The sequence below is a fragment of the Rudaea sp. genome (assembly GCF_057139185.1).
The window spans coordinates 88,425-106,967 of sequence record NZ_DBNHDN010000012.1; the positions used below are offsets into that span (position 1 = coordinate 88,425).

The window sequence follows — 18,543 nt, forward strand, 5'->3', positions numbered from 1 at the left end:
CGCTTGTCGCCGAAATACTGGCGCTCCCAAGGGGATTCGAACCCCTGTTTAGGCCTTGAGAGGGCCCCGTCCTAGGCCTCTAGACGATGGGAGCGGATTGGGTCTGCACCGCAAGCGCGGTAGTATATCGGTTTCATCGGCCGCGAAACAGATGTTCCGCGCGTCCGCGGTCGTTTGCAGGAAAGCGAAAACAACAAGAATGACTGAAACCGTCCCGTCCAGCCCCGGCACCAGCGTGCCGGTGAATCTGCGCATCATCCCGCGCGAGCAGCATGCGATCTCGCGCAAGAATATCTCCGCAGGAGCGCTGCGCGTGCTCTACCGTCTCAACGAAGCGGGTTTTTCCGCATTCCTCGTCGGTGGTGCAGTACGCGACTTGCTGCTCGGCGGCCGGCCGAAGGATTTCGATGTGGCGACCAATGCCACGCCCGAGGACGTCAAGCGCCTGTTCCGCAACTGCCGTCTGATCGGCCGGCGATTCCGCCTCGCCCATGTCGTGTTCGGCAACGAGATCGTCGAAGTCGCCACGTTTCGTGGATCGAGCGACGATGGCAGCGGTGATCGTCACGTCGTCGACGGCCGCATCGTGCGCGACAACGTCTACGGCACGATCGAAGAAGATGCGGTGCGTCGCGATTTCACCGTCAACGCGCTCTACTACGACATAGCGGATTTCTCGGTGCGCGACTACGTCGGCGGCTACGAGGACCTCATGCGGCGCGAGCTGCGCCTGATCGGCGATCCGGTGCAGCGCTACCGCGAAGACCCGGTGCGCATGCTGCGCGCGGTGCGACTTGCGGCCAAGTTGGAGTTTTCGATTGCGGCCGACGCGCGGGCACCGTTCGACGATCTCGGCGAACTGCTGCTGCAGGCGCCGCCGGCGCGCCTGTTCGACGAGTCGCTGAAGATGTTCATGGCCGGCAGTGGCCTGAAGAGTTTCCGCGCGCTCGACACCTCCGGCCTGCTCGCCGACGTGTACCCGCTGACCGCGCGCGCGCTGGCGATCAAGAGCGGTGTTACGTTCCGCGCAATGATCGAGCAGGGCATGGCCAACACCGACGCGCGCGTCGCCGAGGGCAAGCCGGTGACGCCGGCGTTCCTGTTCGCGATCCTGCTCTGGGGGCCGGTACGTGCGCAGGTCGAGAAAGAGCTGGCGCGCGGGACCGACATGAATCTGGCGTGGATGCGCATCGGCAACCTCGTGATGAACGAGCAGTCCAGGCACGTCGCCATACCGCGCCGGTTCGCGATCGCGATCGAGGAGATCTGGTCGTTGCAGCCGCGCTTCGAGCAGCGACAGAAGAAGCGCGTGTTCCGCCTGCTTGCGCATCCGCGTTTTCGTGCGGCCTATGATTTTCTTTTGCTGCGTGGCGGCGAGGGTACCGAGATCGCCGCGCTCGGTGCGTGGTGGACCCAGGCGCAGGCCCTGTCCCACGATGCTCTCGCGGTTCAGTTGAATGCGTTGCCGACGCCGTCGTCCACTGCGATGGACGATGCCGGCGACGTTGCCGCCGCGCCGCTGCCGAAGCGCCCGCGCCGCCGCCGCAAGCGGCTGCCCGCGGCGGTGCACTCGCCTTCGGAGTAGCCGGGGCGCCGTGGTCGCCGTCTATATCGGGATCGGCAGCAATCTCGACGCTCCGGGCGAGCAGGTCGAGCATGCATTGCGCGAACTGGATGCCTTGCCGCGTACGCGGGTGGTCGCCCGTTCGCGCCTCTATCGAACAGCGCCTTGGGGAGGCGTCGAACAGCCAGATTTCATCAACGCGGTGGCACGGCTGGAAACCGGGATCGAGGCCGGCCATCTGATGCACTCCCTGCTCGACATCGAACACCGCGCCGGTCGCCGGCGTATTGGCCAGCGCAACGGCCCGCGCATCCTCGATCTCGATTTGCTGCTCTACGGCGACGCGTGTATCGACAATGTCGACTTGCGGGTGCCGCATCCGCGCCTGCACGAGCGCGCGTTCGTCCTGGTTCCGTTGGCGGAGATCGCGCCCGATCTCGTCGTACCCGGACTGGGGCCGGTAGGCGCTTTGCTGGCCGGGGTGGATGCGGATCACGGGATTAATTTGGCGCACGGTCCGATTTGAATTGCGGCGCTGCACCACGCGACCGGGCGATTCGATACACTAACCAGCCCGCGTCCGACGAGCGCCCCATGTCCGCCCACCCCAAGTCCGCTGCCGCCAGGTCGCCGGTCACCGTGCCGCGGCTGTTCGAGATGAAAGCCGCCGGCGAGAAGATCGTCATGCTGACTGCCTACGACGCCGGTTTCGCCGCGCAATGCGAAGCGGCCGGCGTCGATGTCGTGCTCGTCGGCGATTCTCTCGGCAATGTCGTGCAGGGGCGCGAGAATACCTTGCCGGTGACGCTGGACGATATGGTCTACCACAGCGCGGCGGTGAAACGCGGCCTCGTTGCGCCACTACTGGTCGCCGACCTTCCGTTCATGACCTACCGAGATATCGACACCGCGCTGCGATCGAGTGCGCGTCTCGTCGCCGAGGGTGGCGCGGCTATGGTCAAGCTCGAAGGGGCCGATTACGTGCTCGACGCCATTCACGCGCTTGATCGACGTCAGGTGCCGGTGTGTGCGCATCTCGGGCTCACGCCACAATCGGTGCACAAGTTTGGCGGCTATCGCGTGCAGGGCAAGACCCGCTCGGCCGCCGAACGCCTCATCGCCGATGCACAGGCGGTCGAGCAGGCCGGCGCTTCGCTGCTCGTACTCGAATGCATGCCGGCCGCGCTGGCGAAGACGATCACGGCCGCGTTGCGCATTCCCACGATAGGCATCGGTGCCGGCGTGGACTGCGACGGCCAGGTGCTGGTGATCTACGACATGCTCGGCATCACGCCCGGCAGGCGTCCGAAGTTCTCCCGGGACTTCCTTGCCGGCACGGACTCGGTTGCCGATGCGATCAAAGCCTACGCCAGGGCCGTACGCAACCGCTCATTCCCCGGCCCCGAGCATTCGTTCTGAGCGCGATGGATACGGTCACAACAGCAACTGAGCTGCGCACGCACATAGCCGCCTGGCGCCGCGACGGCTTGCGCGTCGGGCTCGTGCCGACGATGGGCAACTTGCACGAAGGTCATTTCTCCTTGATCGGGCGTTGCCGTGCCCACGCCGATCGCGTCGTCGCCAGCGTGTTCGTCAACCCGACCCAGTTCGGGCCGAATGAGGATTTCGCGCGGTATCCGCGCACGCTGGAGCAGGATCGGCTCGGGCTCGCCGCGCACGGTTGCGACTTGTTGTTCGCGCCGAAGGTCGAGGAAATGTATCCGTTCGGCATCGATAAGAGCGTGCGCGTCGACGTGCCGGTGGTGTCCGTACCGCTCGAAGGCGAACTTCGTCCCGGCCACTTCGCCGGCGTCGCCACCGTGGTCACGAAACTGTTCCACCTCGTCCAACCCGACGTCGCCGTGTTCGGGCGCAAGGACTACCAGCAACTGCTCGTGATCGAGCGTCTCGTGCTTGACCTGCGCCTGCCGATCGAAATCGTCGGTGCGCCCATCGTGCGCGAGGCGAACGGCTTGGCGATGAGTTCGCGCAACCAGTACCTGTCGGTGGACGAACGCGGACGCGCCGGTCTGATCCGCGAGGTGCTGCTCGGCATGCAGGACGCGGTAAATGACGGTATGCCGATCGCCGAGGTCGAGAGGCTCTCGCGCGGGATCCTCGAAGGCAACGGATTTGCGCTGGACTATGCGGTCGTGCGCTCGGCACATACCCTGCTCGAACCCGCAGCCGGCCAATGCGACGGACTGGTTGCGTTGGTCGCGGCCCGGCTTGGCAAGACGCGGCTGATAGACAACCTCGAAATCGATCCGAATCCCCCCGTGTTGCGCATGTTTGAACGAAATCACGCCACTCGCGCAGATTCGTTCTCGAACTTGTAGCAAAAAAGTTTTTCGTGTGGTAAAGTCGCCACCGTCATTGGGATTTTCGCAACGCGAGCTCGTTGCCCCAGTGCACGCAGGGCGCATGTTTGGTAATCGTCACTCTGACTTACAAACCCTCTCTGGATTCAGCTGAGGGTTTTTTTTCGTGCGCACGATGGCTATAACCTGTTGATTTCAATGGTGGCACGCGCAAATTGTTGCTATGCAGCTAAATTGCGCGAGACAATTAGGGCTATTGCTGACCGGTTGCGCCTGCAGCAATAACTGTCGGCGTTGAAGCTGGCTGCTGCGCGGCAGCTTGACGCCGCAGGGTAGGTTGGCGAAGTCGACTGGGTTTGTTGTTTTTTTGCTACGGTGATGGGTATGCAGCTCAATATGCTCAAGGCGAAGATCCACCGCGCGACGGTGACCCACGCGGAACTGCACTACGAGGGTTCCTGCGCGATCGACGGGCGCCTGCTCGACATTTCCGGCATCCGCGAGTACGAGCAGATCCACATCTACAACGTCAACAACGGCGAGCGCTTCTCGACCTACGCGATCCGTGCCGACGAGGGCTCGGGCATCATCTCGATCAACGGCGCCGCCGCACATCGCGCCGCGCCGGGGGACATCGTCATCATCTGCGCCTACGGCGTGCTGAGCGAGGCCGAAGTGGCCAATTTCAAGCCGACCCTGGTTTACGTCGACCGGCAGAACGCGCTGAGCCACACGAAGAATTCGATTCCGAAACAGGCGGCTTGATTTTTGCGGTCATCCTCGATCGCAAAAATCAAAAAGCGGCCATTCCTGGCCGCACTTCTCAATGAGAATCGAGCGCCCACAACACGTGTTCGCGCACCAGCTCCGAGGGGTGCTCCTTGCGTGCGGATAGTGCAGTGACGACTTCCGCGCTGCGTGGCGCATTGCCGAGCGCCACGGCGATATTGCGCAGCCAGCGCTCGTAGCCGATGCGGCGGATCGCCGAACCCTCGGTATTTGTCAGAAATTCTTCTTCGCTCCAGGCAAACAGTTCGATCAGCGACACGGAATCCAGGCCGTGGCGGGTGATGAAGTCCGGTTCGGCGGACTTCACCGCGAACTTGTTCCACGGGCAGACCAGTTGGCAGTCGTCGCAGCCGTAGATGCGGTTGCCCATCGCGCGGCGGAACTCGACGGGAATGCTCCCGTGCAGCTCGATCGTCAGGTAGGAAATGCAGCGGCGTGCGTCGAGCTGGTTCGGCGCGACGATCGCCTGCGTAGGGCAGACGTCGATGCAGCGCGCGCAGGTGCCGCAATGCTCGCTCGCCGGCGCGTCGACCGGCAGCGGCAGATCGGTGAACAACTCACCGAGGAAGAACCATGAGCCGGCGCTGCGGTTTATCACGGTGGTGTTCTTGCCGATCCAGCCGAGGCCGGCGTTGCGTGCCAACGCCTTTTCCAACACCGGCGCGGAATCGACGAATGCTCGGTAGCCGAACGGCCCGATTTCAGCGGCGATGCGGTCGGCGAGTTTCTGCAGGCGGGTCCGCAGCAGTTTGTGGTAGTCACGGCCGAGCGCGTAGCGCGAAACGTAGGCGAGCTGCGCATCGTCGAGCACCTCCCAGGCATCGCGCGCCTGCGGCGGGTCGTAGTCCATGCGCACCGAGATGACGCGCAGGGTTCCCGCCTGCAACTCGGCAGGCCGGCTGCGCTTCACGCCGTGACGCTGCATGTAGTCCATCTCGCCGTGGCGTTTAGCGGCCAGCCAGCGGAGCAGATGCGTTTCGTCGGCGGCGAGATCGGTTGCACTGATGCCGACCTGCTGGAAGCCGAGTTCCGCGCCCCAGCGCTTGATGCGCGCGGCGAGTTGCGAATGGTCGGAAAGATGCGGCATGTGGGCCAGTATAATTCCCGGATGCAACCCCCTTTCTCCAGCGGCTCGCTGTACACCGTTGCGCAGGTGCGCGAAATGGAGCGCGCGGCGATCGGTACGCTGCGCCTTCCGGGCTACGAGTTGATGTGCCGCGCCGGCGCCGCCGCATTCGATCTGCTGCGCCTGCGTTGGCCCGGTGCGCGCCGCATCGCGGTGCTGTGCGGTGTCGGCAACAACGGCGGCGACGGCTACATGCTGGCCCGCTGCGCGCGCAACGCCGGAATGGACGTGATCGTGCTCGCGCTCGGCAAGCCACGCGATGGCAGCGAAGCCGCGCAGGCGCATGCGGACTGGCGTTCCACGGGCGGTGAGGTGCAGTCGGTGGACGCGGCATGGCCGCACGCCGATGTCTACATCGACGCGCTTTTCGGCATCGGCCTTGCGCGCGCCGTCGAAGGCGTCGCACGCGACTGGATCGCGAATTTGAACGCGGCTTCGATGCCGGTGCTCGCGCTGGACGTGCCGTCGGGTCTCGACGCCGACACCGGGTTCGCGCCGGGGCCGGTGGTGCGTGCGACGGCGACGATCACGTTTCTCGCGGACAAGCGCGGGCTGCACACCGGCATTGCCGCGGATTGCGTCGGCGAGGTCGTTGTCGATGCACTGGCGCTTACCGAGGAAGTCCGCACGAACATCCCCCGCGATGCGCGCCTGCTCGATGCCGCCATGATCGCCGCCGCGCTGCCGCCGCGCGCGCGCGACGGGCACAAGGGCCGCTACGGCCATGTGCTCGCGATCGGCGGCGATGTCGGCATGGGTGGCGCCATTCGTCTGGCGGGCGAAGCCGCGTTGCGCACCGGCGCGGGGCTGGTCAGCGTGGCGACGCAGGCCGAACACATCACCGCGATCAACGCCGCGCGCCCCGAACTGATGGCGCATGCGGTGCCCGGTATCCAGGAGTTGAAACCGCTGATCGAGCGCGCCAGCGTAGTCGCGCTCGGCCCGGGGCTGGGCCGGCGCGCATGGGGCCACGCGCTCTGGCACATTGCGATCGCGGCCGGCAAGCCGCTCGTGCTCGACGCGGACGGATTGAACCTGCTTGCCAACGATGGCGTGGCGCTGTCGGCGCAAACCGTGTTGACGCCGCATCCCGGCGAGGCGGCGCGCCTGCTCGGCGTCGACACGGACGCGATCGCACGCGACCGTTTCGCTGCCGTGCGCGAACTGGCGCGCAGCCGTCGTGCCGTCGTCGTGCTCAAGGGCGCGGGGACACTGATCGCGAGCGCGGAAGGCGGAGTCGCTGTCTGTCCCTGGGGAAATCCTGGAATGGCTTCGGGTGGTATGGGTGATGTGCTGACCGGCGTGATCGCCGGCCTGCTTGCACAAGGTTTCGATGCGTGGCATGCGGCATGGATCGGCGTGGCCCTGCACGCGCGCGCGGGCGACGCGGCGACGCGTGACGGCGAAGTTGGCCTGATCGCGAGCGACGTGTTCGCACTGCTGCGGCGGCTGCGCAATGGGCTCGATCCGGCATGAGCGGCGCATTCGAAGCCGAACTGGACGAAGCCGGGCTGGTCGCGCTGGCCCGGCGGTTGGCCGCGCACTTGGGCGACGGCGGCGTGATCCACCTGCACGGCGATCTCGGCGCAGGCAAGACCACGTTCGCGCGCGCCATGCTCGGCGTGCTTGGCGTCGGTGCGCGCATCAAGAGTCCGACCTACAGCCTGATCGAGTCGTACGAGGCGAACGGCCTGCGCGCCCACCACCTTGACCTGTATCGCATCGCGGCACCGGACGAACTGGAATTCCTCGGACTTTCCGATCTGGCTGCGGGGCGGTTCCTGTTGCTTGTCGAATGGCCCGAACGCGGTGGCAACGTGCTGCCGGCGCCGGATCTGGTGGCGCATTTCGCACATGCGGGTGCGAAACGCCGCCTGCGCCTGGAGTCCCGGACGAAGCGGGGCGTGCACTGGCTCGGCATCCTTGGTGGCCAGGCTCCTGCCTGAACACAATCTCTAGTAGTCATTCAGGAATCTAACCTAGACTGCGGATTTATAAAGAAAAATCCTTGATTTTTTTCGCGCGTTGAGATTCAATCCGCGCTATGTGGGGGAAATCGCGCCAATCATTGCGTCATCTGATCGCCGGCGGATTGCTGCTGGCGCTGGTGCCGTTTTCTTCCGCAACCGAACTCAAGGCCGCGAAGATTTCCGTCGAAGCGGACCGCACGCGCGTGTTCCTCGATCTTGCGGGGCCGGTCGACTACAAGCTGTTCGAAATCACCAACCCGGGGCGCATCGTGCTCGACATGCGCGACTCGGCGGCGGCTGAAAGTTTTGCCGTGCCGGGCGGCCGTGGTCTGCTCAAGTCGCTGCGCACCGGCGCGCAGAACAAGACCGACCTGCGCGTCGTGCTCGACCTCGCCGCGGACGTGCGACCGAAGAGTTTCCTGATGCCACCCGATGCGGGCTCCGGCTATCGCCTGATCGTCGACCTGTATCCCAAGGGCAAGGGCGGCAAGGCCGAAGTCGTCAAGAGCGCGCACGCGGCTGCGGCGAAAGCACGCGACGTCGTGGTCATGATCGACCCCGGTCACGGCGGCAACGATCCCGGCGCGAGGGGCAACGCCGGCACGCAGGAGAAGCAGATCACGATGATGGTCTCGCGCGAACTCAAGCGTCAGATCGACAAGGCGCCCGGCATGCGCGCGGTGCTGACGCGCGACGGCGACTACTACGTCGGTCTGGAGGACCGCTATCGCAAGGCGCGCGAGATGAAGGCCGACTTGTTCGTATCGATCCATGCCGACGCGTTTACCTCGAGCGATGCGCGTGGCTCCTCGGTGTGGATGCTGTCGCCGCGTGGCGCGACGAGCGAGGCGGCGCGATTCCTCGCCGACCGCGAGAACAATTCCGACCTCGTCGGCGGCGTGAAGCTCGACAAGAAAGACAACACGCTGGCGGCGGTACTGCTCGATCTTTCCCAGTCCTCGACGATCGAAGCGAGCGGTGCGGTTGCGCAACAGGTGCTGCGCGCAATCGCCAAGCTCGGCCCGACGCATCGCGGCTACGTCGAGAAGGCGAACTTCGTCGTGCTGCGCTCACCCGACGTGCCTTCCATCCTTGTCGAAACGGCGTTCATCACCAACCCCGAGGAGGAGCGCCGTCTCAACAATCCGGAGCAGCGCGAGTTGCTTGCGACCGCGATCCTCAATGGCATGCGCAACTATCTGCAGACGACGCCGCCGCCGGGCACGCAGTTCGCGATCGACGCCGAGAAAGGCAAGCCCGTACGTCTCGCCTCACGCAAGACGGGGGACAGCGACGACTCGACCGGCGACAGCATCGCGCTGGCGCGCGTGCCGCGATCGTAAGGAAGAGCCTTGCCGCGGTTCGCACGGACAAGAGCCGACCAACACGGATAGAGCAAAAAACTGTTTGTCTTGATTTGCTTGCTCTTGTCCGCGTCATGCGCGCCAAAAAACGCTCTTCTTCTCCGCAGAACGGTAAAATGCGCCGATGCCGCGCATCCGCCAGCTTCCGCAAGAACTCGTCAACCAGATCGCCGCTGGCGAAGTCATCGAGCGGCCCGCCTCCGTGGTCAAGGAGCTCATCGAGAACTCGCTCGATGCCGGCGCGACCCGCGTCGAAATCGACATCGAAGAGGGCGGTTCGCGCCTGATCCGCGTGCGCGACGACGGCGGTGGCATCGCGGCCGACGAGTTGCTGCTCGCCGTTTCTCCGCACGCGACCAGCAAGATCGCCTCGCTCGAGGATCTCGAGCGCGTGCGCACGCTGGGCTTCCGCGGCGAGGCGCTGCCATCGATCGCCTCGGTGTCGCGTTTTGCGCTGACCTCGAAAGCGAAGGATGCGGACGCGGCCTCGCGCATCGAAATCGAAGCGGGGCAGACATCCGTTCCGCGCCCGGCGCAGCATCCGTCCGGCACGACAATCGAAGTGCGCGACCTGTTCCACAACGTGCCGGCACGGCGCAAGTTCCTGCGCGCCGAGCGCACCGAGTTCGGCCACATCGACGAACTGGTCAAGTCGCTCGCACTGGCGCGTCCGCGGATCGAATTCCGCGTGACCAACAACGGCAAGCCCTCGCGCCTGATGCGTCCGGCGGAGAATGAAGCGGCGATGGCGGCGCGTCTCGCCGAGATCCTCGGTGATGAGTTCCCCCTGCAGAGTCTGCGCGTCGACCACGAAGGCGCGGGCCTGCGATTGTCGGGCTGGGTCGGCCTGCCGACCGCTTCGCGCAGCCAGGCCGACCAGCAGTATTTCTACGTCAACCACCGCCTCGTGCGCGACAAGGTCGTCACCCACGCGGTGCGTCAGGCCTATGCCGACGTGCTCTACCACGGCCGCCATCCGGCCTACGTGCTGTTTCTCGAACTCGATCCGGCGAGCATCGATGTCAACGTGCATCCGGCCAAGTCGGAAGTACGTTTCCGCGAGAGCCGGCTCGTGCATGATTTTCTCTACCGCACGCTGCACGAAGCACTGGCGCAGACGCGCGCGGGCTCGGTCACGTCGGTGATCGCGGGCACCTCGCCGATTCCCGCCGAATCGAATCCGCGCGCATCGCCGTTCGATGCCGCGATGCAGGCCGCGCAGGCGGCGAACTATGCGCCGGTTGCCTCGCCCGTCTGGCGCGGCCAGGCCGGATTGAATCTGGGCGTGCGCGAACCGCGCGTCGATTATCTCGCCTTGCTTGCCGGCGGCGTGGAACCGACCGGCGGCGCGGAAACCGCGCATGATGTTGCCGCGGCGAACGAGTCCGCCTTGCAGGAATCCAACGGCGAGGCTCCGCCGCTCGGCTACGCGCTGGCCCAGCTCGCCGGCGTCTACGTACTCGCCGAGAACGCGCAAGGACTGATTCTCGTCGACATGCACGCTGCGCACGAACGCATCACCTACGAGAAGCTCAAGACGGCACAGGCGACGGACGGAATCCGCGCGCAACTTCTGCTCGTGCCGCTGGCGCTCGCGGTCAGTGCGCGCGAGGCGGCAGCGGTCGAGGACCACGCGGACGAACTGGCGGCACTCGGCTTCGAAATCGTGCGCTCGGGGCCGCAGAGCGTCACGATCAAGCGCTACCCGGGCCTGCTCGAAGGTGCCGATGTCGGCGTCTTGGTACGCGACGTGCTCGCCGATTTCGCTGCGCACGGCACGACGCGACGCCTGCAGGAAGCGCATAACGACTTGCTGTCGACAATGGCCTGCCACGGCTCGGTGCGCGCGCACCGGCGCTTGACTCTGCCCGAAATGAACGCATTGTTGCGCGAGATGGAGGCGACCGAGCGCTCGGGGCAGTGCAACCACGGGCGGCCGACCTGGGTGCAGCTTTCCATTGCCGATCTGGATCGCATGTTTTTGCGCGGGCGCTAGCCCCGACCCTATGCCCTCATTCCAGCGAAAGCCGGAATGACGAGAAAACGAACTGGAACCCTATGCGCTATTTGGGAATCGTGTTGATGACTGCCATTCTGACGAGCGGCGTCGCTGCCGCGCCGAGCACCGACGATGCAGGCTACCGCAAGGACATCGAGACCTGGCGCGCCAAACGTGTTGAGCGGCTCAAGGCACCGGACGGGTGGCTCAGCCTGGTCGGCCTGGAGTGGCTCAAGCAGGGCACGAACACGATCGGCTCGGCCAAGGACAATGCGATCGTGATCGCCAAGGCGCCGCCGCATCTGGGCAACATCGTGCTCGACCGCGGGCGTGCCACGTTCTCGCTCGATCCACGCGCAGTGAAGGCGGCGAAGATCGACGATGCGAACAAGGTCGGCGCCGAGCTTGTCGACGACAGCCACGAGAAACCGACGCTCGTCAGTTTCGGCACGGTGAATTTCTATCTGGTCCACCGCGGCGACCAGTTCGGCCTGCGCATCAAGGACAGCGCGGCGCCGACGCGCATGCGTTTCACCGGCATCGACAGCTTCGCCATCGACCCTGCGTGGCGCGTCGAGGCGAAGTGGGAGGCATACAACCCGCCGCGCGAAGTCGAGGAAGGCAACATCCTTGGCCAGATCGACAAGGTCGTCGTGCCCGGCGCCGCCACGTTCGAGCACGATGGCAAGACCTGGAAGGTCGAGCCGATCATCGAGAATCCCGGCGACACCGAGCTGTTTCTCGTTTTTGCCGATCGCACCAGTGGCAAGGAAACCTACGGCGCCGCGCGCTTCCTCTACGCCGAGCTGCCGAAGGACGGCAAGGTGATCCTCGATTTCAACAAGGCCTACAACCCGCCGTGCGCGTTCACGCCGTATGCGACTTGCCCGCTGCCGACGCCACAGAACCGGCTCGACATGCGGGTGACCGCAGGCGAGAAGAAGTATCGCGGAGCGCATGAATAGCTCCGGCCTACCAGAACTCGTGACTCGCGTCCGGGCATCGCTGCAGGATGGCTACTATTTGCTAACCGAAGGCGACACATCCGTTGCCTTCGAGCAAGAGAAGGCATGTCGATTAAACGAAGCACGGTTCCCATCGAGTGACAATGCACGCGAGTAGCTACTTGATCTGCATGCCGCGCAGGTGAAAAAAAGACTCTAGGCGCCTTTGAAATTCGGTTTGCGTCGCTCAAGAAACGCCTTCGTCCCTTCGCGCATATCCTCGGTCGAGAAGGCGAGGCCGAACGCCTGCGCCTCGTAGTCGAGCCCTGCTTCGATGCCGCATTCGCCGCCGACCAGGATCGCACCGAGGATGCCGGCAACAGCGTGCGGTGCACTCGCTGCAAGTTGGTCCGAGAGCTTGTCGATTTCCGCATCGAGTTCCTCGTGCGCGACCACGCGCGTGAGCACGCCGAGCGCATGCGCGCGCGTGGCGTCGATCGGCGCACCGGTCAGGCACAGTTCGAGCGCCGCGCTGCGGCCGGCGAGGCGCAGCAGGCGCTGCGTGCCGCCGAAACCCGGAATGACGCCGAGGTTGATCTCGGGCTGGCCGACCCTGGCCTTGTCGCTGCCGATGCGCAGGTGACAGCACATCGCGAGTTCCAGGCCGCCGCCGAGGGCGAAACCTTGAATGCGCGCGATCACGGGTTTGCCGAGGCGCTCGATGCCGAGCATCATCGCCTGGCCGCGGCGCGCGGTTTGCTGTGCCTGCAGCGGCGTGAGCGTGGCGAGTTCGGTGATGTCGGCGCCGGCGACGAAGGCCTTCTCGCCGCTGCCGGCGAGGACCACGACGCGCACTGCGTCGTCGGCCCCGGCCTGGCCGAACGCGATGCCGAGTTCGTTGATCGTCTCGCGATCGAGCGCGTTGAGCTTGTCCGGGCGGTGGATCGTGATGCGGCGCACCGCGCCGCGGTCTTCGACGAGCAGATTGCGATAAGCCATGGAATTTTTTCCTTTGAAAAGTACCGCGGAGGATGGCGGCTTTTTGAGTCTCGCGTTCAAGGATGAACGCACAGGCAAACCAAAAGTGCAGCCAGGGATGGTCGCTTTTTGATTTTCGCATCCGGGGACGAATGCATAAATACCCGCCTGAACAGCCCTCGTTCAGGCGGCAACCGTAGTATCGCTGGCTGGCGTGCGCCGGCTCGGGTAGAATGCCCGGCTTTCGCGCAGGTTTGCAGTGGGGCGCTGCGTTTTCCGGGCGTCCGCACGGGATTTTCTTATCGGAGGTTTGCATGAAGTTGCATCTGGGTCTCATCGCGGCGGGCATGCTCGTCGCAGGTTCCGCGTTCGCCGCACAGGACACCAAGCCTGCCGCCGCTCCTGCGGCCGCGCAGCAGCAGAAGCCGCCTGCGCCGCTGACCGCCGCAGACCGCCCGAATCTTTCTTACGCGCTCGGCTTCCAGATCGGCGACGATCTCGCCGGCCGCAAGGTCGACATCGACATCAATCAGGTGATCAAGGCGCTGCAGGACGGCTATGCCAAGCGCCAGCCGACCGTCAACGTCGAAACGATGCGTGACGTGCTCGGGCGCTTCCAGTATGAGCAGTACAGCAAGGCCAAGAGTGAGTACGACAAGCTCTCCTCGGAGAACAAGTCGAAGGCGCAGCGCTTCTTCGCCGAGAACAAGAGCAAGCCCAACGTCAAGACCTTGCCGAGCGGCGTGCAGTACATCGTGATCGAGGACGGCACCGGTACCAAGCACCCGACCCTGCAGAGCGAGGTGACGGCGAACTTCCGTCTGTCGTTGCTCAATGGTCAGGAGCTCGATTCCTCGTTCGCCCGCGGCGAGCCGTTCAAGTTCAAGGTCAACGAAGTGCTCAAAGGCTGGCAGGAAGTGCTGCCGCTGATGAAGATCGGCGATTACTGGCGCGTCTACGTGCCGTCCGATCTCGCCTACGGCGAGCGCGGCGACGGCCGCCGCATCGGCCCGGATGAAGCGCTGGTGTTCGAGCTGAAACTCATGGATGTCAAGCCGTAAACGCCATTTTTCTTGCTCGCCCCGGAGCGCGAGAAGCAAGAAGCAGTCCTCCGTGGCCGCGCTCCTCCATGGCTTTCAGCGGATGTCCTGAAAGAAACCCAACGCCGCGCTCGTCGCGGCGTTGATGTTTTGCGGAATCGATGCCATCGTCCAAGCAGCATGTTCTCCTGGAAAAGCCCGCCGCCGAAACCGATCCTGACGCCGTGCATCGGCGTCTGCGTGCTTGACGCCAACGGCTGCTGCGAGGGCTGCCAGCGCACCATCGACGAAATCGCCCGTTGGGGCGCGCTCGGCGACGCCGAACGCGCGCATTTGATGGATGAGGTGCTGCCGCGACGCGCGCCGGAGGCGCCGGCGGCATGAACGCTCGCGCAAACGTGGCAGACCAGCGCCAGCGCGTGTTGCGTGGCGTCCGCCCGCTCGATGCCCTGCCCGGCGCGCAAGGCTGGAACCACGACGACGTGCGCATGCTGATCGGAGTCGGAGTGCGTCGCCCGGCCGCCGTGCTCGTCGCATTGGTCGATCGTGGCGAAGGCCTCAGCGTGCTGCTGACACGGCGCACCGAAGACCTCAGCCACCACGCCGGGCAGGTCAGCTTTCCCGGTGGCGCGGTCGACGCGGCGGATACGGACCCGATTGCCGCCGCGCTGCGCGAAACGCACGAGGAGATCGGTATTGGCGGCGAACTGATCGAGCCGATCGGCTATCTCGACACGCTGGAGACGATTTCGGATTATCGCATCACGCCGGTCGTTGCCTGGCTCGACGCGGACTATCGGGCCGTGCCGAATCCGCGCGAGGTTGCCGAAGTGTTCGAGGTACCGCTCGCGCATTTTCTCGATCCGTCGAAGAAGCACGCCGTGCGCATGAGCTACCAGGGCAGGGAGCGCGACATCTACGAATTCTGGTACGCCGGACAGCGCATCTGGGGCGCGACCGCGGCGATGTTGCTCAACTTCGTGCGGCGCATGGAACTCGCGTCGTGACGGGATCCTCGCCGCTGGTTTCCGTCACCGATCTCGCCGCGCAACTCGGCGCGGCGGACCTGCTCGTCGTCGACTGCCGCTTCGAGCTGGCCGATCCCGCGCGTGGTGCGCGCGAGCATGCCGCGGCACATATTCCGGGCGCGGTCCATGCCGATCTCGACCGTGATCTGTCCGACCTGTCTCGGCCCGCTCTGGGCCGCCATCCGTTGCCGCACGCGGCGGCGTTTTCCGCCGTGCTCGGTCGGTGGGGCTGGACGCCGTCGACGCGCGTCGTCGCCTATGACGATGCCGGCGGCGCGATTGCCGCCGCGCGCTTGTGGTGGATGCTGCGGCTGGTCGGCGCGCGCCATGTCGCCGTGCTCGACGGCGGCTGGGGCGCCTGGAAGCGGGCCGGTTTGCCGCTTGAGGCCACGCCGGTGGCGCGACCGGCGACGGTGGTGGCGATTGCATTCAAAGCGAGTGAAATTGTATACACCGACGAGTTGCGCGCGTTGCGCCGACGCGGTGCGGCGCTCGTGCTCGACGCGCGCGGAGCGCCGCGTTTCCGCGGCGAGGTCGAGCCCATCGATCCGGTTGCGGGGCATATTCCCGGCGCGCGCAATCGACCGCTTACCGACAATCTCGCCACGGACGGGTGCTTCAAGCCTGCCGCAGAATTGCGCAAGGAGCTGCTCGTAGCGATCGGCGCGCATGCGCCGGCGACGGTGATCCACAGTTGCGGTTCGGGTGTCAGCGCCTGCCAGAACCTGCTTGCGTTCGAAATCGCCGGGCTGCACGGCTCGCGTGTCTACGCGCCGTCGTGGAGCGGGTGGATCGCTGATCCCGGAAACCCCGTCGAACGCGATGTACGGGGCTGATCGAGCAAGAGCTTTTTCCACGGATAAACGCGGATTTGAAAAGCATCAACACGGATAGGGGAAAAACCGAATGGCTTTATCCGTGTCGACCCGCGGCTGGCGGGCGCTCCGCGTTATGCTTTCGATTTCAACTTCGCCAGCACGGCCTTGAGCGTTGCGCGCGACTCGTCGCCGAACCAGCCGCGCACGAAAGCGTCGACGTCGCTGCCGCATTCGGCGTCGAACGCACTGACGACATCGGCACGTGCGATTGCACGCGTCTTCGTCATCGCCTGCGGCGGCAGCGCGAGCAGCGCGCGCAACCAGGCGAACGCACGCGGTGCCACCTCGTCCGGTTCGGCCAGCTCATCGACGAAGCCGATGCGCAGCGCTTCCTCGGAATCGAGCATCGTCCCGGCAACCATCAGGCGCTCTGCGCGGTAGGCGCCGACCAGGCGGCGCAACCCGGTCTGGATTTCGGGGGGCACGGACAGGCCGACCTGGGTTTCGTTGAGGCCGATGCGGAACGCGCCGCGCGCCATTACGCGGTAGTCGCAGAACGTCGCCAGCACCGCGCCGCCGGCCGGCGCGTGACCGGCGATGGCGACCACGATCGGCACGCTCGACGCCGCGATCGCGCGGCACAGGGTCGAGTATTCGCGCCAGAGTTCGCCCATGCGTCCTGCCGCGTCGAGTTCGAGTACGGAAGCGACGTCGAGGCCGGCGCTGAACATGCCGGGCCGGCCGCACAGCACGATGCCGCGTGCGCCACGGTCCGGCGCTGCTTCGATCGCCTCGCGCAACGCGCGACTCAGATCAAGGTTGAATGCGTTGACCGGTGGACGGGCAAGGCGCAGTTCGAGGATGTCGTCGTGGCGGAGTTGTTCGAGCATACAGGTCCAATCAGGCAAGGCATCCGTGCAGTCTGGATTTACATGCGGCTCCCGTCGCATGCCCTTCGCGCCATTCACTGCGCGAATGTTCGCTCCGGCATCCTGCCCCCGCAGTCGGCATTTCCCGCCGGAATGACCCGTGACAAAGCGCGTTATTTGAACGACTCCGTCCACTGATACTGCACCGCGTACGTCAGCGTCGCCTCGCCGTTCGCGGGTACGTCGAGCTTGAACTCGACCGTGTCGGAATTCTTCTTCTCGTACTTCGTCGACGCCTGGGTGATGTTCCACTGCGTCCAGCGATACAGGTGTTCGCGCACGACGACGCTTCTTGCAGCGTTGCCCGCGTTGCCCACGCGCAGAGCGAAGGTTTCGCTCAGGTTGCGCTGGTTCCTGTCGATCGAAAAATCGGTCTGGCGCCGCTCACCGCGCAGATCGAAAGCGTCGCCTAGTTGCAGCGCCACCGGCTCGTTCTTCGGTGTGTGGCCGATCTGGTCCTCGCCGACGAACTCCGGTGCGCCGTCGTTCGCACTCTGCAACATGCGCACGCGCCCCGCCGGCAGCACCCGGTCGATGCGGAACGCGAGCGTCGAGCGCACCGGCTGCGTGCCGCTCGCGCCGAAGCTGCGTTCGGTGATCGGCGCCATGCCGGGATTCGCGCGGAAATGCGTGGCTTCGAACAGGTACTGGCGCTGGCAGACGATCGGCGTGTCGGGGAACAGGGCGACGCGCTGCAGGCTGTTGTCGACGAGGTCAAGCGGCGTATCGATCGTGTATTCGTGGTAGTCGCCGACATCGCCGCTTTCCGCGGCGCCGACACGGCCGCCCTGCGCGTTCAGCATCGCCATTTTCGGGCGCGGTGCGGACGCGGAGCCGACATGGTTCGGCGAACCGGCGATCAGCTTGATCTGCGCGCCGCGATAGCTTGCGCCGCTGCGGTTGGCGATCAGGGCCCAGCCAGACAAGGTCAGCTTGCAGTCGCTGCCGCTGCCGATCCAGCCCGAATACTCGGCGCGCCAGGCCAGGCCCCGGGTCGGATAGACGAGTTCGATGCTGCGCGGACCGCCCTGCTTGGCGTTGACGTCGAGGCGCAGCGCCGGCGTCGCCGACATACCCTTGGGCAGGTCCGGGAAGGTCACCCGGCCGTAGTCGGTCACCGTGGTCACGCGGCCGTCGGCAAGTTGCACGGTCAGGCCGCCGTTGCTCGACAGCAGCGTGCCGCTGATCGGCGCCGCGCCCGGATTCGCGCTGTTGCCAGCGATCTCTACCGGATGACCGATCTGGCGCTGCACGAGCGTGTCGAACGACAGGGTCTGGTCGTCGAAGCGCTGGCTGACGATAGTCGCGTCGCCCGGGTCGACGAAACGCGCGCTCAATGCGGACGGATCGAGCCAGCGTGCGACCTCGCGCACCTCGATCGCATTGCTGCCCGGGTTGAAGTTGAACTGGCGCCGGTCGCGCACGACCGCGTAGCCGCCGATGCTGTCGGCGCTGCTTGCATCGGCAACGGTTTCGAACAGGCTGTCGCCGTTGTTCGCCTGTGCGCTGTAGATCGACAACGCATAGCGCGACGATGGGGTTTGCGCAGCGGCCATCGCGGCTATTCCGGCGAGCAGGAAAACGGCGGGTGTCGTGCGGCGCATGGTCGCGATCCTTGCAGGGTGGGTCACGCAGGCTATGATAGCGAGAAACCTCCGAAGGAAGATGTCCCA

At 65.4% G+C, this 18,543-nt stretch carries 16 protein-coding genes, 1 tRNA gene and 1 pseudogene; 13 read left to right on the forward strand and 5 right to left on the reverse strand.

Annotated features, from left to right (window positions below; translation table 11 throughout):
• Positions 1 to 18: 18 nt before the first annotated feature.
• Positions 19 to 94, reverse strand: a tRNA-Glu gene (locus AC16HO_RS04650).
• A gap of 105 nt (positions 95 to 199) precedes the next feature.
• On the opposite strand from AC16HO_RS04650, the gene pcnB reads away from it, so the two are divergent.
• The 5 genes from pcnB to panD all read left to right on the forward strand — a co-directional run bounded on the left by pcnB (position 200) and on the right by panD (position 4,650).
• Complete coding sequence (pcnB, locus tag AC16HO_RS04655) at positions 200 to 1,585, forward strand: polynucleotide adenylyltransferase PcnB (RefSeq protein ID WP_395641821.1); 1,386 nt, start codon at positions 200 to 202, stop codon at positions 1,583 to 1,585.
• 10 nt (positions 1,586 to 1,595) lie between these two features.
• Positions 1,596 to 2,090 carry a 2-amino-4-hydroxy-6-hydroxymethyldihydropteridine diphosphokinase gene (gene folK, locus AC16HO_RS04660; protein ID WP_395641822.1) on the forward strand — a complete coding sequence of 165 codons (495 nt, stop codon included), beginning with the start codon at positions 1,596 to 1,598 and terminating at the stop codon, positions 2,088 to 2,090.
• A 68-nt stretch (positions 2,091 to 2,158) separates the two neighbouring features.
• On the forward strand, positions 2,159 to 2,983 hold the full coding sequence (gene panB / locus AC16HO_RS04665) for a 3-methyl-2-oxobutanoate hydroxymethyltransferase (RefSeq protein WP_395641823.1): 825 nt from the start codon (positions 2,159 to 2,161) through the stop codon (positions 2,981 to 2,983).
• A gap of 5 nt (positions 2,984 to 2,988) precedes the next feature.
• Positions 2,989 to 3,903 (forward strand): pantoate--beta-alanine ligase, encoded by a 915-nt coding sequence (gene panC, locus AC16HO_RS04670; RefSeq protein WP_395641824.1) that lies wholly within the window; start codon positions 2,989 to 2,991, stop codon positions 3,901 to 3,903.
• A 366-nt stretch (positions 3,904 to 4,269) separates the two neighbouring features.
• Complete coding sequence (gene panD / locus AC16HO_RS04675) at positions 4,270 to 4,650, forward strand: aspartate 1-decarboxylase (protein WP_395641825.1); 381 nt, start codon at positions 4,270 to 4,272, stop codon at positions 4,648 to 4,650.
• A gap of 58 nt (positions 4,651 to 4,708) precedes the next feature.
• On the opposite strand, the gene queG is transcribed toward panD, so the two are convergent.
• Complete coding sequence (queG, locus tag AC16HO_RS04680; RefSeq protein ID WP_395641826.1) at positions 4,709 to 5,761, reverse strand: tRNA epoxyqueuosine(34) reductase QueG; 1,053 nt, start codon at positions 5,759 to 5,761, stop codon at positions 4,709 to 4,711.
• A 21-nt stretch (positions 5,762 to 5,782) separates the two neighbouring features.
• On the opposite strand from queG, the gene AC16HO_RS04685 reads away from it, so the two are divergent.
• From AC16HO_RS04685 to AC16HO_RS04705, 5 genes are all read left to right on the forward strand, one after another.
• Complete coding sequence (locus AC16HO_RS04685) at positions 5,783 to 7,276, forward strand: NAD(P)H-hydrate dehydratase (RefSeq protein WP_395641827.1); 1,494 nt, start codon at positions 5,783 to 5,785, stop codon at positions 7,274 to 7,276.
• Complete coding sequence (gene tsaE / locus AC16HO_RS04690; protein ID WP_395641828.1) at positions 7,273 to 7,746, forward strand: tRNA (adenosine(37)-N6)-threonylcarbamoyltransferase complex ATPase subunit type 1 TsaE; 474 nt, start codon at positions 7,273 to 7,275, stop codon at positions 7,744 to 7,746. Before AC16HO_RS04685 ends, tsaE begins: the two co-directional genes overlap by 4 nt.
• 98 nt (positions 7,747 to 7,844) lie before the next feature.
• Positions 7,845 to 9,113, forward strand: a complete 1,269-nt coding sequence (locus tag AC16HO_RS04695; protein ID WP_395641829.1) for an N-acetylmuramoyl-L-alanine amidase — start codon at positions 7,845 to 7,847, stop codon at positions 9,111 to 9,113.
• A gap of 145 nt (positions 9,114 to 9,258) precedes the next feature.
• Positions 9,259 to 11,130 (forward strand): DNA mismatch repair endonuclease MutL, encoded by a 1,872-nt coding sequence (gene mutL, locus AC16HO_RS04700; protein ID WP_395641830.1) that lies wholly within the window; start codon positions 9,259 to 9,261, stop codon positions 11,128 to 11,130.
• Positions 11,131 to 11,216: 86 nt separating this feature from the next.
• On the forward strand, positions 11,217 to 12,098 hold the full coding sequence (locus AC16HO_RS04705; protein ID WP_395641831.1) for a DUF1684 domain-containing protein: 882 nt from the start codon (positions 11,217 to 11,219) through the stop codon (positions 12,096 to 12,098).
• A gap of 195 nt (positions 12,099 to 12,293) precedes the next feature.
• Here AC16HO_RS04705 and AC16HO_RS04710 read toward each other — a convergent pair whose 3' ends face one another.
• Positions 12,294 to 13,076 (reverse strand): enoyl-CoA hydratase/isomerase family protein, encoded by a 783-nt coding sequence (locus tag AC16HO_RS04710; RefSeq protein WP_395641832.1) that lies wholly within the window; start codon positions 13,074 to 13,076, stop codon positions 12,294 to 12,296.
• A 293-nt stretch (positions 13,077 to 13,369) separates the two neighbouring features.
• Here AC16HO_RS04710 and AC16HO_RS04715 point away from each other — a divergent pair, with 293 nt between their 5' ends.
• The 3 genes and pseudogenes from AC16HO_RS04715 to AC16HO_RS04725 all read left to right on the forward strand — a co-directional run bounded on the left by AC16HO_RS04715 (position 13,370) and on the right by AC16HO_RS04725 (position 15,959).
• Positions 13,370 to 14,116, forward strand: coding sequence for an FKBP-type peptidyl-prolyl cis-trans isomerase (locus tag AC16HO_RS04715; RefSeq protein WP_395641833.1), 747 nt, complete (start codon positions 13,370 to 13,372; stop codon positions 14,114 to 14,116).
• Positions 14,117 to 14,275: 159 nt separating this feature from the next.
• Positions 14,276 to 15,102, forward strand: a pseudogene (locus AC16HO_RS04720) (CoA pyrophosphatase).
• Positions 15,099 to 15,959, forward strand: a complete 861-nt coding sequence (locus AC16HO_RS04725) for a sulfurtransferase (protein ID WP_395641834.1) — start codon at positions 15,099 to 15,101, stop codon at positions 15,957 to 15,959. Before AC16HO_RS04720 ends, AC16HO_RS04725 begins: the two are co-directional and overlap by 4 nt.
• Before the next feature lie 113 nt (positions 15,960 to 16,072).
• Here the strand turns inward: AC16HO_RS04725 and AC16HO_RS04730 are convergent, their stop codons facing one another.
• The gene (locus AC16HO_RS04730) at positions 16,073 to 16,831 is read right to left on the reverse strand and encodes an enoyl-CoA hydratase/isomerase family protein (RefSeq protein WP_395641835.1); all 759 of its coding nucleotides are present in this window, start codon (positions 16,829 to 16,831) and stop codon (positions 16,073 to 16,075) included.
• A 152-nt stretch (positions 16,832 to 16,983) separates the two neighbouring features.
• Entirely contained in the window at positions 16,984 to 18,474 is a 1,491-nt protein-coding gene (locus AC16HO_RS04735) for a DUF4139 domain-containing protein (RefSeq protein ID WP_395641836.1), read from the reverse strand.
• Positions 18,475 to 18,543 lie beyond the last annotated feature (69 nt).